Annotated in this window: 15 protein-coding genes; 12 read left to right on the top strand and 3 right to left on the bottom strand. The window is 72.3% G+C overall.

Annotated features, from left to right (window positions below; all coding sequences use genetic code 11):
- Positions 1–63: 63 nt before the first annotated feature.
- The 7 genes from CP975_RS23890 to CP975_RS23920 all read left to right on the top strand — a co-directional run bounded on the left by CP975_RS23890 (position 64) and on the right by CP975_RS23920 (position 5,493).
- Positions 64–1,140, top strand: coding sequence for a family 2 encapsulin nanocompartment cargo protein polyprenyl transferase (locus CP975_RS23890; RefSeq protein WP_246201818.1), 1,077 nt, complete (start codon positions 64–66; stop codon positions 1,138–1,140).
- 333 nt (positions 1,141–1,473) lie between these two features.
- Positions 1,474–2,151: a GNAT family N-acetyltransferase gene (locus CP975_RS23895; protein WP_055536511.1), complete on the top strand. Its 678-nt coding sequence runs from the start codon at positions 1,474–1,476 to the stop codon at positions 2,149–2,151.
- 54 nt (positions 2,152–2,205) lie between these two features.
- Positions 2,206–2,562, top strand: a complete 357-nt coding sequence (locus CP975_RS36260) for a hypothetical protein (RefSeq protein WP_055536510.1) — start codon at positions 2,206–2,208, stop codon at positions 2,560–2,562.
- A gap of 130 nt (positions 2,563–2,692) precedes the next feature.
- Positions 2,693–3,052, top strand: a complete 360-nt coding sequence (locus CP975_RS23905; protein ID WP_150477326.1) for a hypothetical protein — start codon at positions 2,693–2,695, stop codon at positions 3,050–3,052.
- A gap of 3 nt (positions 3,053–3,055) precedes the next feature.
- Positions 3,056–3,709 (top strand): hypothetical protein, encoded by a 654-nt coding sequence (locus tag CP975_RS23910; RefSeq protein ID WP_150477327.1) that lies wholly within the window; start codon positions 3,056–3,058, stop codon positions 3,707–3,709.
- A 51-nt stretch (positions 3,710–3,760) separates the two neighbouring features.
- The gene (locus tag CP975_RS23915) at positions 3,761–4,390 is read left to right on the top strand and encodes an HAD family hydrolase (protein ID WP_055536081.1); all 630 of its coding nucleotides are present in this window, start codon (positions 3,761–3,763) and stop codon (positions 4,388–4,390) included.
- 152 nt (positions 4,391–4,542) lie between these two features.
- Positions 4,543–5,493, top strand: coding sequence for a sigma-70 family RNA polymerase sigma factor (locus tag CP975_RS23920; RefSeq protein ID WP_055536082.1), 951 nt, complete (start codon positions 4,543–4,545; stop codon positions 5,491–5,493).
- A 28-nt stretch (positions 5,494–5,521) separates the two neighbouring features.
- On the opposite strand, the gene CP975_RS23925 is transcribed toward CP975_RS23920, so the two are convergent.
- Positions 5,522–7,597, bottom strand: coding sequence for an elongation factor G (locus tag CP975_RS23925; protein WP_055536083.1), 2,076 nt, complete (start codon positions 7,595–7,597; stop codon positions 5,522–5,524).
- Positions 7,598–7,761: 164 nt separating this feature from the next.
- Entirely contained in the window at positions 7,762–8,778 is a 1,017-nt protein-coding gene (locus tag CP975_RS23930) for a CPBP family intramembrane glutamic endopeptidase (RefSeq protein WP_167532724.1), read from the bottom strand.
- Between the two features lie 168 nt (positions 8,779–8,946).
- On the opposite strand from CP975_RS23930, the gene CP975_RS23935 reads away from it, so the two are divergent.
- Entirely contained in the window at positions 8,947–11,100 is a 2,154-nt protein-coding gene (locus CP975_RS23935; RefSeq protein WP_167532725.1) for a sensor histidine kinase, read from the top strand.
- Positions 11,100–11,750 carry a response regulator gene (locus CP975_RS23940; RefSeq protein ID WP_055531285.1) on the top strand — a complete coding sequence of 217 codons (651 nt, stop codon included), beginning with the start codon at positions 11,100–11,102 and terminating at the stop codon, positions 11,748–11,750. The genes CP975_RS23935 and CP975_RS23940 overlap by 1 nt, the downstream gene beginning before the upstream one ends.
- Positions 11,751–12,140: 390 nt before the next feature.
- On the opposite strand, the gene CP975_RS23945 is transcribed toward CP975_RS23940, so the two are convergent.
- Complete coding sequence (locus tag CP975_RS23945; RefSeq protein WP_055531282.1) at positions 12,141–13,016, bottom strand: nucleoside triphosphate pyrophosphohydrolase family protein; 876 nt, start codon at positions 13,014–13,016, stop codon at positions 12,141–12,143.
- Between the two features lie 142 nt (positions 13,017–13,158).
- On the opposite strand from CP975_RS23945, the gene CP975_RS23950 reads away from it, so the two are divergent.
- From CP975_RS23950 to CP975_RS23960, 3 genes are read left to right on the top strand one after another with little or no spacing between them, the layout of a single operon-like run.
- Entirely contained in the window at positions 13,159–13,401 is a 243-nt protein-coding gene (locus CP975_RS23950; RefSeq protein ID WP_246201613.1) for an acyl carrier protein, read from the top strand.
- Entirely contained in the window at positions 13,398–13,805 is a 408-nt protein-coding gene (locus tag CP975_RS23955; RefSeq protein ID WP_055531278.1) for a helix-turn-helix domain-containing protein, read from the top strand. Before CP975_RS23950 ends, CP975_RS23955 begins: the two co-directional genes overlap by 4 nt.
- The gene (locus tag CP975_RS23960) at positions 13,802–14,710 is read left to right on the top strand and encodes an ImmA/IrrE family metallo-endopeptidase (protein ID WP_055531275.1); all 909 of its coding nucleotides are present in this window, start codon (positions 13,802–13,804) and stop codon (positions 14,708–14,710) included. The genes CP975_RS23955 and CP975_RS23960 overlap by 4 nt, the downstream gene beginning before the upstream one ends.
- Positions 14,711–14,733: the final 23 nt, after the last annotated feature.

Here is a 14,733-nt window from a genome sequence, read left to right on the forward strand (position 1 = left end):
CGCGCCCACAGGCCGAGGAACCGCCACCGTCCACATCCTTCCCGGGGTGAGTCCATGACGGACATGACGACGGACACGGCAGGCATGGCGGCGATGATGTCGTGGCCACAGGGCCCCGGTGAGGGGCAGGAGGCCCAGGAGATCCTGGCGGCGGCGCGGGCGTGCGTCGATCCCGAGCTGCGCGGGGCGATCGACTCACTGCCCGGCTCCCTGCGCCGGGTCGCGCGCTACCACTTCGGGTGGGAGCACGCCGACGGAACACCGGCCGCGGGGAACGCGGGCAAGGCCATCAGGCCCGCGCTCGTGCTCGCCGCGGTGCGGGCGCTCGGCGGCGAGCACGCTACGGCCGTGCGGGCCGCGGCGGCCGTGGAGCTGATCCACAACTTCACGCTCCTGCACGACGATGTGATGGACCGCGACACCACGCGCAGGCACCGGCCCACCGCCTGGACCGTGTTCGGCGACGCCGACGCGATCCTGGTCGGTGACGCCATGCAGGCGCTGGGGATGAGGCTGCTCGCCGAGGACCCCCACCCGGGGGCCCCGGCGGCCTCCGCCCGCCTGGCCCGATGTGTCATCGAGCTCTGCGCGGGGCAGCAGGCGGACTGCGCCATGGAGCGGCGCGGCCCTGCCGAGGTCACGCTCGACGAGTGCCTGGCCATGGCCGAGGCCAAGACCGGGGCGTTGCTGGGCTGCGCGTGCGCGCTCGGGGCGGTGTACGCGGGCGGGGCGCCCGAGGAGGTCGACGCGCTCGACGGGTTCGGCAGGGAGGCCGGGCTCGCCTTCCAGCTCATCGACGACGTCATCGGCATCTGGGGTGACCCCGGTCGCACGGGCAAGGCCGCGGGCGCCGACCTGGCGGCGCGCAAGAAGTCCCTGCCGGTGGTCGCCGCGCTCGCCTCGGGCACGCCGGACGCGGTCGACCTGGCCGAGCTGTACGGCGGGCCCGCCATGAGCGAGGCCGAGCTGGAGCGTGCGGCACGTCTGGTGGAGCAGGCGGGCGGGCGTGACTGGGCGCAGGTGCACGCGGCCGATCGGATGTCGCGGGCGATAGGCCAGCTCGCCCGGGCGGTCCCTGATCCGGAGGCGGCGGGCGGACTGCTGGCCCTCGCCGAGTTCGTGACGCGGCGTACGCATTGAGGGGTGCGTACGCATCGACGGCGAGGGGGTGCGGAGGGGAGGCCGGGGGCTGAGGTGAGGGGGCCGTAGATGGGTGGGGGGCCTGAGATGAGGGGGGCCGGGCTGAGGGGGCCCGGGGTGAGAGAAGGGGTGGGCTGATGTGAGGGAAGGGGTGTGACGCGAGGGTGAGGCCCCGCGGTCCCCGGGTTCCGGGTGTGCCGCGGGGGCCTTCCGTGCGCCCGGAGGCGATCACTTAGGCTGCAACCGGCGGGCGATCACGCGGAGTTGAGCGTGCGAGAGCCGTGCCGTCGTAGTCGGGCCGGTGGTGGCGAGCGGTGAGGGGCGGGGCGGGCTGTGGGTGTGGCGATCCGTAGGGCCGGGGAGGTGGACCGGGACGCCGTGGTCCGGTTGCTCGACGAGGCGTTCATGCGGGACCCGGTGAGCAGTTGGGTCTTTCCCGGCGAGGAGCACCGTCGGCGCAGGCACGGCGCGTTGATGGGCGCCTTCTTCGACCTCGCGCTCGACGAGGGGTACGTCGACATCACCGAGGACGGCGCGGCCGCGGCCCTGTGGTGGTCCGTGCCCGCGGCGGTGCCCTCCGCGGCGCCCGGGAGCGGGGAGGGCGTGAATGCCGGGGAGCAGGGGAGCGCTGGGGCGGGCGGGAGTGCCGGCGAGGACGGCCCCGCCCTGTTGCGCGAGGCGGTCGACCCGGAGAACGAGAGAGTCGAGCTGATGGGGCGGCTGGCGGACGAGGCCCATCCGACCGACCGGGCGCACCAGTACCTGCACATGATCGCCGTGCGGCCGGACCGGCAGGGGGAGGGACTCGGGACGGCGCTGGTCACCGCCGTCCTCGACCGGTGCGACCGGGAGGGCCTGCACGCCTACCTGGAGGCGAGCAGCGCGCGGAGCCGTGAGTTGTACGAGCGGCTGGGGTTCGCCTTCACGGGGGCGCCGCTCGATCTGCCGGACGGCCCCCGAATGTGGCCGATGTGGCGGGAGCCGCGGGTGGTCGTACCGCCCTCCGAGTAGGGCGGCGGATCCCTGGGGCTGCCCAACCACGCCGGGCGGGAATAAACTCTGTGTATGGGCAGCGAAGGGCCCCGGTCCGGCGCCGGCCCGCAGGAAGAGCCAGTCTGCGGCGCCTGCGGAGAGCCGGTCGGCACGGTCATCCGGCGGCGCAAGGTGCTCGGGGTGTTCGTCCCCGTCTGGCGCCCCGGGCCATGTCGTAACGCGCTGTGCGAGGCCTGCGTGGGCGCCGAGGCCGAGGAAGCGCGGCCCGCCGGCCGCATCAGCGGCAGGCACTTCAGGTCGCGGCACCGCCGAAAGTCGCCGGCGGCGTTACCGGACCCCGGGGGCCGGGGCGCCTCCAAAGCGGGCCCGGCGGGCCCGGCGGACCCGGCGTCCACGCGGCAGGCCCCGGCGGACGACGACGCCGAATGAGACCGGCGTGAGACCGGCGTGACTCCTCATTCCGTCATGCCGGGGCCCTGGGCCGACGGGCCGACGCGTCGCAGGGGGTAGGTGTGGCGATAAGGTCCCCCGGTCGGCGGCTCGCCCGGGGAGGGGTGCGATGAAGGCGCGATGGGGTGGACTCGCCCTGGTGGGGCTGGGGCTGGGGCTGGGGCTGGGGCTGGTGTCGGTGGGGTGCGGCGCCGGGCTCGGTTCCTTATCGGACGACTCTCCGCCCCGGTACGCGCGGGAGCCCGGCGTGCCCAGGGTGAGGAGCGAGGCCGAGTTTCCCGAACTGCCTTTGGATCGTTATGAGTTGAGCGCCCGCGACAGTGAACGCATGCAGCGGGCCCAGGCGTATCTCGTACGGCGGTGCATGCGGTCCTTCGGTTTCGCCGACTTCCCTCTCGCCCCCAAGCCCCGCGGCCAGATGAGCGAGTCGTTCCACAGCACCCTGACCCTGGTGGCGGTCTCCCCTTAAGGGATGCTCGATCTCGGCCAGGCGCGGCGCTGGGGCTACGGCTTCGACCCCGACCGTGTGGAGGCGGGGGTGGCGGGGGATCTGCCGAAGGGGCGGGCGCCTACGCAGCGGGAGTTCGAGGTGCTGCACGGTTCCGGCGCGGAGGACGGCGGCGGCATGGTGGTGCGCGGCCGCGAGGTCCCCGAGGGAGGTTGCTCGGCGGAGGGCTCGCGGCGGCTGATGGCGCAGGTGGCGGACGAGGAGCACATGTGGGGGTATGTCTCCGGGCGCGTCCGGAGGATCGACAAGGCCGTCGCCAAGGACCCCCGGGTGCTCAGGGCCTTCCGGGACTGGTCACGCTGCGTCCAGGGCAAGGGCTTCAAGGAGTACGGGAGTCCGGCCGACGCCGTCCGGGACGAGGCGTGGCGCGTGGGGCGCGGGGACGGCAACACGGCTCGTACGAAGAGGGAGTTGGGGACGGCCGTCGCCGATGTCACGTGCAACCGGAAGCTGAACACCGCCGGGGTCTGGTGGGCCGTGAGCAATGAGCGGCAGCGCGCCGAACTGCGCCGCAACAAGTCCCGGTACAGGGCCGTGCGCGCGGACTTGGACCGGTTGCGGGCCGCTGTCGACAAGGCCCTCGGCGAGCCTGCCGGGAAAGCCCTCGGCGAGCGGTGACAAGGAGGCGGTCGTGCGTGGGGCGTCCGCGCCGCGTGATAGACACATGCGATGACGATCTCCGGCCGGGCGTTCGACGCCGTACTGAGTGACCTCGACGGCGTGATCCGCTTCTACGACATGGCGGAGCTGGAACAACTGGAAACCTCTGCCGGGCTGCCGCGGGGCAGCACCGCCGAGATCGCCTTCGCGCCCGAGACCGATCTGCCGCTGATGCGCGGCGAGATCACCAAGGAGCAGTGGATCGACTCGATCGCCCGCGGGCTCGCCGACCGGGTGCCGATGGAGCGCGGACGCGAGCTGGGGACCACTTTGGCGGAGACCAAGTTCCGGGCCGACGACGCGGTGGTCGGGTTGCTCCGGCAGGTCCGTGCGGCCGGACTGCCGGTCCTGCTGGTGACGAACGCGACGCCGTGGCTGGCCGACGACCTGGCACTGCTCGGCCTCACCGGGCCCGCCGGGCTCTTCGACGACGTGATCAGCAGCGCGGACCTCGGTATCACCAAGCCGGATCGCCGCATCTACGAGACGGCGGCCGAGCGGGCCGGGACCGCCCCCGGCCGTTGCCTTTTCGTCGACGACCGTCAGGAGAACGTGGACGCGGCCGAAGCGCTCGGGATGACAGGCCTGCTCTACCGCGAACCGGCCGACCTGCGCGGGGCGTTGACCCCGCTCCTCTGACCCTGGCCCCGCGTCCCGCGCGCTCGCGTCCCGCGCGCTCGCGCCCGCTCCCGCGACCCCGGCGAAGATCACGATTACTGTTCTCCGCAGGTGTCATGCGGGTGGGGAAGCTCCGTCACAGCCATGGCCGACGCGACGGGAGAATGTGACAGATGGACGACAACGCATCGGCGCAGACCGACCTGGCCACCCGCTTCGAGGAGCACAGACCCCGTCTGAACGCGGTCGCCTACCGCATGCTCGGCTCGGTCGGCGAGTCCGAGGACGCCGTCCAGGAGGCGTGGTTCCGGCTCAGCCGCACCGAGGCCGCCGGGAAGCCGGGATCAGGCGCGGGCGAGGCGGGTGAAGCGGGCGAGGTGCGCAACCTCGGCGGCTGGCTCACGACAGTCGTCGGCCGGATCTGCCTGGATCTGCTGCGCTCGCGGCAGTCCCGGCGCGAGGACTCCCTTGACGTCTCCTTGGAGACGCACGTGCCGGACCCGATCGTGAGCGGCGTGGACGTGGTCGACCCCGAGCAGGAGATGCTGCTCGCCGACTCGGTGGGTCTCGCCCTGCTCGTCGTACTCGAAACCCTCGCGCCCGCCGAGCGGCTGGCGTTCGTGCTGCACGACATGTTCGCCGTGCCCTTCGAGGAGATCGCGCCCATCGTGGAGCGCTCGGCCGCCGCGACCCGGCAGCTGGCCAGCCGGGCCCGGCGCCGCGTGCGGGGGTCGGCCCCGGTCCAGGAGACGGATGTCGCCAAGCAGCGGGAGGTCGTCGAGGCCTGGATGGCCGCCACGAAGGCAGGCGACTTCGACGCGTTGCTCGAACTCCTCGACCCGGACGTCGTGTTGCGCGCGGACACGGGCGAGCTGTCGTCGGGCCTGTCGAAGCTGGTGCGCGGCGCGGCGGCGGTGGCCGGGCAGGCCACGATGTTCGCGCGGCTCGCCGCCGACCAGCACCTCGTGCTCGTCAACGGCCTGCCGGGGCTGGTCGCGACGCCGGGCGGCAAGGTGTTCTCGCTCGGCTCCTTCACCGTCGTGGACGGCAGGATCGTGGAGATCAACATCATCGCGGACCCCGAGAGGCTGCGGAACCTGCGGATTCCGGAGGCCGGCGCCTGAGGTGCGGGGGCCCGCCCCCGACGGGGTCTCACGCGCTCGTCCTGCGCACCACCCGCAGCAGATAGTCCTTGCGGTTCAGCGGATCGTGGTCCGTCCGCGCACGCTTCGGAGGAGCGCCGCGTACCGGCTCGTAGTGGTCGAAGGCGGACTCCAACTCGCCCTCGCCGCGCGTGAGTCCGGGAAGCAGCTGTTCCAGCGCGTGCACCCGCTGTGCGGGGATGTCTCCTTCCAGGCGGTACGAGGTTCCGCTCGTCGTCGTCGGTGTGTGCGGCACGGCCCGCAGCCGCGCGAGGGCGGGCAGCACCGCCCCGACCGTGTCGGCGGGCACGTCGAGCCGGAAGCGGTGCATCGGCTCACACACCGCCGTGCCCGCCTCGCGCAGCGCGTCCATCAGGACCAGCGGCGTCAGATGCCGGAAGTCACCGGCGGTGCTCGACATGCTCTTGTCGAACGTGCCGTGCGCGTGGCTCTGCCGGGGCCAGTAGCCGGCGTGCGTCATCGTGACCGCGCAGTCCGGGACGCGCCAGCCGTGCAGCCCCTGTTGGAGGGTCTCCCTGACCGTCTCCTCGACGGCCCGGAAGAACGCGTACGGCATCGAGCCCAGCTCGACCCCCAGCCGGAACTCCACCCCGGCGCCGACCGGCGCGGGCTCGACCCGCAGCCCGACCGTGGCGAGGAACGGGTTGGGCTCCTTCTCGCCGATCTCGAACGCCTCACCTGTGCCGACGACCCGCTCCACGCAGATCGTCGTGGTCTCGCGGAAGGAGACGTCGAGCCCGAAGTCCTCGGCGAGCGTCGCCTGGATGACCTCCTTCTGGACCTCGCCGTAGAGCGAGACCGAGACCTCGCGGCGGGCGGTGTCCTGCCGCAGGGCGATCAGCGGGTCCTGCTCGGCGAGTTGGGTGAGCGCGGTGTGCAGGGCGCCCCGGTCGGCGGGGCGCACCGGCGTGACGACCGTCTCCAGGGTGGGCGGCGCGAAGAGGCGCGCGCCCGGTTCGGTTCCCTTCGGCGGTACGCCGATCACGTCGCCGACCCTGACGTCGCCGAGCCCCCAGAGCCTGCCGATCCGGCCCGCCCGGACCTCCGGGCGGCGCACATCCGTGCCCTGGTCGAAGACGGTGACGGCGGTGACCTTGCCGTCCCGGCGCGCCTCGCCCGCCGGGTGCGCGCCGTCGAGGATGTCGAGGCGGTCGCGCGTGCGGATCGTGCCCGAGAACAGACGTACGTACGCGATCTTCTCCCCGGCGGGGCCTCGCTCGATTTTGAACACGCTCCCGGAGACCGGACCTTCGGCGTCCCCGGCCGAGGCAGGCAGCAACACGCGGATGCCATCGGTGAGTTCGGGGATGCCGGTGCCCGTGACGGCCGAGCCGAAGTAGACGGGGTGCACCAGGGCGCGGCCCGTCTGATGGGCCAGTTCACGGCGCAGACGGTCGTACGAGAGGGGTGCGCTGCCCTCGGCGTACGCGGACAGCAGCGCGTCGTCGTGCCCGGCGAGCAGCTCGGTCAGGCGGGTGGTGAAGCCGCGTTCCTCGGCGTTCTCGGCCGTGAATGGCGTGCAGCGGGCGGCGCGTGTGCCGAGGCCGGAGACCGAGCCCATCGGGACGATGTCCGGGGTGAGGCGTTCCGCGATCTGCTTCAGGACGCTCTCGTAGCGGGCGCCGGCGCGATCCGTCTTGTTCACGAAGATCAGCGTGGGGATGCGCAGTCTGCGCAGGGTGCGCAGCAGGACGCGGGTCTGCGCCTGTACGCCCTCCACGGCGGAGATCACGAGCACGGCGCCGTCGAGCACGCTCAGGACCCGCTCCACCTCGGCGATGAAGTCCGGGTGGCCGGGGGTGTCGATGAGGTTGACCGTGACGCCGTCGCCCGTGCCGGCGCCCTCGGGGGCGTCGATGACGAAGGAGACGACCGCGGATTTGATCGTGATGCCGCGCTGTCGTTCCAGCGCGAGCGAGTCGGTCAGGGTGTTTCCGTCGTCGACGCGGCCGACCTCGTCGATGACGCCGGCGGCGTGCAGCAGCCGCTCGGTCAGGCTCGTCTTACCGGCGTCGATGTGGGCCAGGATGCCCAGGTTCAGCGTGTGCGGAGCAGGTGAGTGCACGTACCGTCATGTCCTTTGAGGAGAGGTGACTTCCTTCGGGGCGGGACATGGACGAACGCCGCATTTCCTTCTCCTTCGTGGACTCCGCCGGGCTCTCGCCGGCTCCCGCCAGTGCAGCAGGGGGCCGGTGGACGCGGCAACCGATTAAGTGACCTGGCCACTGGTCATGTGCGGGTGCGGGGCGCCCCGACGCCCATAGCCTCGATCCCCCGGCGGCCCGCCACCCGCAGGATCAGAACCGTGTACCCGCAGAGCATCACGATGTCGACGCCGACCGCCGTCCAGGGCATGTCGGCGGCCGTCTCCTCGGAGGCGAGAGCGCCCGCGATCGCGGCGGAAACGCCCATGGACAGCAGGTTGTTGAGCACGTGCAGGCCGATGGCGGCCTCAAGGCCCCCCGTACGTACCGTCAGCACGCCCGCGACCACGCCGAACACCACCAGGTCCGCGAAGCCCCAAGGAGTTCCCCACCCGTGCGCCGCGGCGAACAGCAGCGCCTGCGGCACGATCGCCACCCACGGTGAGCGGAACCAGGCACCGACCGCCTGGGTGAGCCAGCCCCGGAAGGCGTACTCCTCGGCCGCCGCCTGGAACGGCACGAGCGCGCACACCATCGCGAGGCCCAGCAGGAAGTCCTGGAGCCCGGCCCACGCCACCTCGTCCGTGCCGCCGGGATCGGGCAGCAGCGTCATGATTCCGAACGACCCCGCGACCAGGGGCAGCCCCATCGCCAGGCACCGCCCGAGCCAGCGCCGGCGCAGGCGTCCGGTGACCGAGGACAGCGTCCCGGCCGGGCGCCGCTGGGCCCAGCGGGCGGCGAGGAACACCACGGGTGTCAGCGCGGCGAGTGAGAGCAGTGCCAGGCCCGTCTCCGCGACACCGCCCCACACCCGGAACCCGTCACCGTCGACCGGCCGGTCCAGCAGCGCGCCCGCTATCTCCGCGCCGAGCATCACCAGCAGTACGGCGGCCATGGCACCGGCCAGTACCAGCGCGGTCCCCGCGAGGGGGCGCCACCAGCGGTGATGTCCGGTGATCAGGGCGAGGCGGTGGTAGGGGAGGGGCGGCGGAGGCGGGGGCTCAGGGGCGTGCTGGGGATACGGGGCGTACGGGTACGGGGAGTGGGGGGCGTGGGCGTCGGGCGGGACGTAGGCGTACGGAGGGGAGGGCTTCGGCGTCATGTGCATCAGCATTCCGGCCGCGGCGGGCCGTGGCGTCGGCCGTCCGTACGATCGTGCTCTCCAACCTGGGATAGAGCCGGGCGCGCTCGGCCGACGGCGCCATGGCCGACGACGCCTTGGTCGACGATGCCCCCTCCATATCATCGGGCTCCGTATCATCGGGCCCCTATGGAGGGGATACGCAACTGGCTGCTGCCCGTACTGCTGGCGGTCCAGCAGCTGGCCTACTGGCCCGGCCGCGCGCTGCGGGACGGTGATCCGGTCGGCGCCGCCCAGCTCACGGCAGCGCTGATCACCGCGGTGGTGATCACCGCGGCGCTCGGCCTGCGCCGCCACCGGCCGGCCGCGGCCGCGCTCACCGTGGAGGCCGCCCTGGTCTGCGGGCTGCTCCTCCCCGGGGACGCGACGCTGCTGCACGGGCTGAGCGTGCTGGTGGCCCTGTACTCGGTCGTGGTGCGCTGCCCGGTGCGGACGGCCACCCTGGTGGGGGTCGTCCTGACCGTCTCGTCGGCGGTTCGCGCGGTGGTGCAGTTGGACTCCGTGGCCGAGGTCGGCGCTGAGATCCTGGTGAACTGCACGCTCTACCTGACCGTCGTGGGCCTCGGCTGCGGCCGCCGCCGCCGGCTCGCCGGACGCCGGGCCGCGGCGCGGGACCTGGCGCGTGCGGAGGCCGAGCGGGGCCGCGCCGCGACCACCGAGCGCCAACGCCTCGCCCGCGAACTCCACGACGTCAGCGCCCACCACCTCACCTCCGTCGTCGTCACCGCGGACACCGCGCTGCGGCTCGGCGACCGCAAGCCGGAACTGACGCCGCAGGCACTTGAGTTCGCGGCGCACAGCGGCCGCGAGACCCTGGCGGCGCTGCACCGCCTGGTCGCGATGATGCGGACCTCGGAGGCGGACGAGGAGAGCGGCATCGAGGAGCGGGTGGGCGAACTGGCCGCCGGATTCGCGCGCCTCGGCCTGCGCCCGGCCGTGGACGTGACGCCGGACCTCGCGGCTCTGACGGGCCCGGCCGCCGACGCGGCGTTCGGCATCGTCCGCGAAGCCCTCACCAACGCGCTGCGCTACGCCCCCGGGGCGACCGTACGCGTACGGATCCGCGCCTGCGAACGCGACGGCGCGGTGGAGCTGACGGTCGAGGACGACGGTGCGGCGGAGGCGCCGCTCGACGCGGACACCTCCGGGGCCCGGCAGCGGCTCGGTTCGGGACGGGGCACCGCGGGCATGCGGGAGCGCGCCGCCGCGCTCGACGGCACCTTGGCGGCGGGGCCGCGCAAGGACGGCCCCGGCTGGGCGGTGCGGGCGCGGCTGCCGCACACCACGGCCACGCTGCGCCACCGCGCCGCGCGCCACCGGGCCCTGCGCGGCCTGGACCCCGCCGACGGGGCGACCGTGCTCTCGGTGGCCGCGTTCCCGCTCTTCGCGGTCCTCGCGGACAGCCCCGGCGAGACCGCCCTGGCCTGCGGGCCCGCCCTCGCGCACGCGCTGCCGCTGCTGTGGCGGCGCCGGGCGCCGTGGGCGGTCCTGGCGGCGGTGCTCGCCACGGCCTGGCTGGTGCCGCTCGGGCTCGCCTTCGGGGTGCTTTCGTCCGCGGCGGCGGTGTGTCTGGCGGTGGCCGGGGTCGGCGCGGAGTGCGTGGCCGTGTACGCGGTGGGCGCGTTCGCGGGCCGGGCGGGCGTCACCTGGCCCGCCCCGGTGGCGGCGGCGGCCGGACTCTCCCTGTCCTCGGTCGCGCTGGCCGCGGTCGACGGCATCACGGACGTCGAGAAGGACGGCGGCTTCGGCCTCATCGTCTTCATGGCCTGTGTGTTCGGAGCGTTGCTCCTGCTTCCCTTGGCGGTGCCCTGGGGAGCCGGCGCACGGCACGAGCGGATCAGGGCCCGCGAGGACCACACCCTCGCGGAGACGGTCCGCGCGGCGGTCACCGAGGCGTACGAGGAGCGCCGCCGCATCGCCGAGGAACTGCGTGGCGAGGTCCTGCGGCACGCGGGCGAGGTGGTCGCCAGGGCTGAGGCGGGGGACCTCGGGGGTGTGGCGGAACAGGCGCGGGCGGGCCTGGCGTCCATGCGGGACCTGCTGGCGGAGCTGAGAGAGGTGACGGACCCGGGGCCGGGTAACGTACGCGAGCCACGACCGAAGCGGTCGCGGCCCGACGCCCCCGCCACCCACGACGCCTCCGCCACGCCCCGGAGTCCGACGCCAGAGAGCCCGAAGGAGGGATCCGTATCAGCACCGAGAACGCTCGGAGCACCGCCGCCGCGCACGGGGAAACCGGCACCGGCACCGACGCGGCACCCGGTGCTGGAACCGTCCGAGTGATGGTCGTCGACGACCAGGCCGTGGTCCGCGCCGGATTCGCGGCGATCGTCGACGCGGAGCCGGACCTCCACGTGATCGCGGAGGCGGGGGACGGCGCCCGGGCCGTCCAGCTGGCCCGCGAACTCTCCCCGGACGTCGTCCTGATGGACATCCGGATGCCGGGCATGGACGGCCTCACCGCGACCCGCCTGCTCACCGACGGCCCCCAGGCGCGGGCGCCGCGCGTCCTGGTCCTGACCACCTTCGACCAGGACGCGTACGTCCATGACGCCCTGCGTGCCGGGGCCTCCGGGTTCCTTCTCAAGGACGCGATGCCCGAGGAACTCCTCGCCGGCATCCGCGTGGTGGCCTCGGGCGAGGCCATGCTCGCCCCCACCGTCACCCGCCGCCTGATCGACGCCTTCGCCGACACGGCCCCCGCCCCGGACCCCGCGCTCCTGGAACCCCTGACGCCCCGCGAGCGCGAGGTCCTGACCCTGGTGGCGGCGGGCTACACGAACGCGGAGATCGCCGACGCCCTGGGCGTGACGACCGGCACGGTGAAGTCCCATGTCAACGCGGTGCTCGGCAAGCTGGGCCTGCGCGACCGCGTGCAGGCCACGATCCTCGCGTACGACCTGGGCCTGGCACGGCCCCGCGGTACGCGCTAGCCGGGAGGGCGGAAAAGCGGGGAGGGCGGGAAGACGCCGAAAGGGCCCGTCCAAGTGCTGGACGGGCCCCGACGGGATGCCTGCGCGGGTCAGGCCTTCTTGGTCTCCTAGTAACCGGCCAGGTCGGTGACCTGCGGGAATCTTTCCTGCGGGGCGCTGACCTGGCCTTTTGGCGATTGGTGGCGATGGGGTGCGACGGTCTTGAGCGGGTGTCTTGCGGACTGTGTGCGGACCGGGCACAGGGGGCAATCGAGTCGGTTCACGAGTGGTCTGATACGGCACGACTCAGTACCTTGAAGATCACTGCTCGTGAATCGAGTGATCGTTCCCCGTGGGGTAGCGGTAGGTCACCGCGGAGGTCTCCGCCCCGGGACCAGGCAGCGCCTTGTGCTACGACTCGACCGTCAGGGTCTGCTCGTCGAGATCCAGGTGTACGGTTCCGCCGCCTTGGGCACGGAGCTTCCGCCAGGCGTCGTATCCCGTCATGATCGCCTGCTCCCAGTCGGCGGAGCGTAGAACGCTGACTTCAAGGTGGGAAGTCATGGAGGCGATGGTCTTGATGAGTTCGTGGTCGATGTGGCGGACGTTCTCGAAGAACCCGTGGCGGGCCGCGTAGGAGAAGACGAGGGCCGAGATGCCCTCCTCGATGGCGATGGCACGGCCGCCGTCCTCGGCCTCGTCGGTCTTGGGGTCGCTCTTGCGCTTGCAGCGCAGCAGGAAGCGGGAGACGGGTGACCAGCCCAGGACGGTGGCGTGGGCGAGATGGAAGATGTCGTGGAATCGGTAGTCGTCGTCGATGTGGGATGCGTCGGTTAGCGGGTCTCCGCAGGGGACGCCGTCGTGGGTCAGGACGGCGACGGTACGCCCGTCGCGGTCGCGCTGCTGGAGGGTGAAGGTGAGGGTGGCCTGCCGTGGGAGCCGCTCGGCCTCGGGGAAGTGGGCGTCGAAGGTGATGCGATCGGCGGCAGGGGTGGTGCGCCACCGGTCGCTGATCTTGACGAGGTTGGCGGCGGCGACATCTTCGAGGTCGAGGTCGAAGCGGTGGGCGAGGGCGGCGACGTACCACAGGACGTCGCCAAGTTCTTCGCGCAGGTGCTGCTTCCCTGAGGCGAGGCCGGGCCCGTCACGTAGGCGCTTCTTGTAGGCGGTGGCGAGGGATCCGACCTCACCGGTGAGGCCGAGCAGGGGCACCAAGACGGGGTCAGTCCCTGGCGCGGGCTCTTGGAGGGTCTTGATGGCGGCTTGCTGGTAGCGGTTGAGGTCCACAACTTCCTCCTGTCGGAAAATCCAGCACACAGGTCGGGAATCCCGACCCCGTGTCGTATAGTAGAGCAGCGATGCTGGAAAATCAGACAGACGGGAGAGTCTCCTGAACGCGATCGAGCCGTCCCTGGAGGACATCGTCACCGTGGTCGTGGAGTTCCTGGCCGAGCTACAGGACCGAGAACCCGATGAGCTGCGGATGGAACTGGAGGAGGCCGGCGAGGAGCTGCCCGTCGACTCCATCCTCATCGTCGAGATCTTGACCCGCATCGAGGAGCGCTACGGCATCAGCGTCCCGGCAGACGAGGAGGCGGCTCGTTCCACCCGGTCGGTGCGCACCTTCGCCACCACCATCTTGAACGTGATCAACGAAAGGCGTAAGTCATGACCCCCGAACCTGCCGCACTCCGCGGCCGCGACCCTGAGCTCGAACTGCTTGGAGAGCGCCTTCGCAACACCCGCGACTACCTGGGCATGTCGCAGCAGCACGTCTCCGACATGACCGGCATCCCCCGATCGGCGGTCAGTGACATCGAGCGCGGCTCACGCCGGGTAGACAGTCTTGAGCTGAAGAAGCTCGCGCGCCTGTACATGCGGCCGGTGTCCTACTTCCTCGCCAAGGAGGAGGAGGCAGACCTGGGGGAGCACGCGCTGGCCGGGCTGCCGCGCGCCCTCGTCGGCTTGACCGACGGCGACTGGGACGAGGTGCTCAGCTTTGCCGAGTTCTTGAAGTTCCGGCGGGCTGGCGAGCAGGAGCAGGAGCAGGAACAGGAGCAGGAGCGCGGGGAGTGAACTGGGACGTGGCCCACAAGGTCGCCGCGATGGAGGCGGTAAAAGCACACCGCGACCTGGCCATCGACCGCAACGGGTACGTGGACGTGTACGGGGCACTTCAGCGTGCCGACGTCGTCGGGATGGCACGGCCCATGCCACGCCTGTTCGGGGTGTACGCCGCTCCTCGGGACAACGGGCCCGCCGTGCTGCTCAACGCCAACCTGGACATCGTGGCCCAACGGCACACCGCAGCACACGAGTTGGGGCACCACCGGGCCGGGCACGGCACGGCGCTGGACGAGGAGCTGGACCGTGCCCGCACGTGGGGGGATGGGTCCTGGCCGGACGAGGAAAAGGTGGCGGAGGCGTTCGCGGCCTGGTTCCTCATGCCCCTGCCTGCCGTCCAGACCGCGCTGGCCCAGATCGGGGTGCGCCGTCCGCTGGTCCCGGAGCACGCCTATCGGATCGCCCGCATCCTGGGCACCTCGTACGCCGGGACAGTGAACCACCTGCACCGGCTGCGGCTGCTGTCCCGGGTACAGAAGACCGAATGGCTGCGGGTCAAGCCCGCCTCCATCAAGGTGGACCTCGCGGGCGGCCCGGCCCCCCGGAAGGCCCACGTTCACCTGATCACCACCAGTGCACACGGCTCCACCGTGCGGGTGGATGCCAGCGACCTCGTGGTCCTCGGCAACACCGGGGCGAAATTCGAGTCCCTGCCGTCGGCACTGCAAGTCCCCGAAGAGGCGCCTGGTCAGCTCTCCCTGGGCGATGCCTCCGCCTCAGGGTCTGCTGAGGTCACCGATTCGTTCATCGGAACTGCCTCGGCCACCGTGTACATCCCCGGGGTCGCCGAACTGCTGGCCTTCACCCTGGAGCGCCAGGCCCCACGCGTCGGGGTCCAGAGCCTGTGGCCCGCCTGATCTACGCCTCCTCTTCTAGTCGT

Source organism: Streptomyces alboniger, from assembly GCF_008704395.1.
Lineage (GTDB): Bacteria > Actinomycetota > Actinomycetes > Streptomycetales > Streptomycetaceae > Streptomyces > Streptomyces alboniger.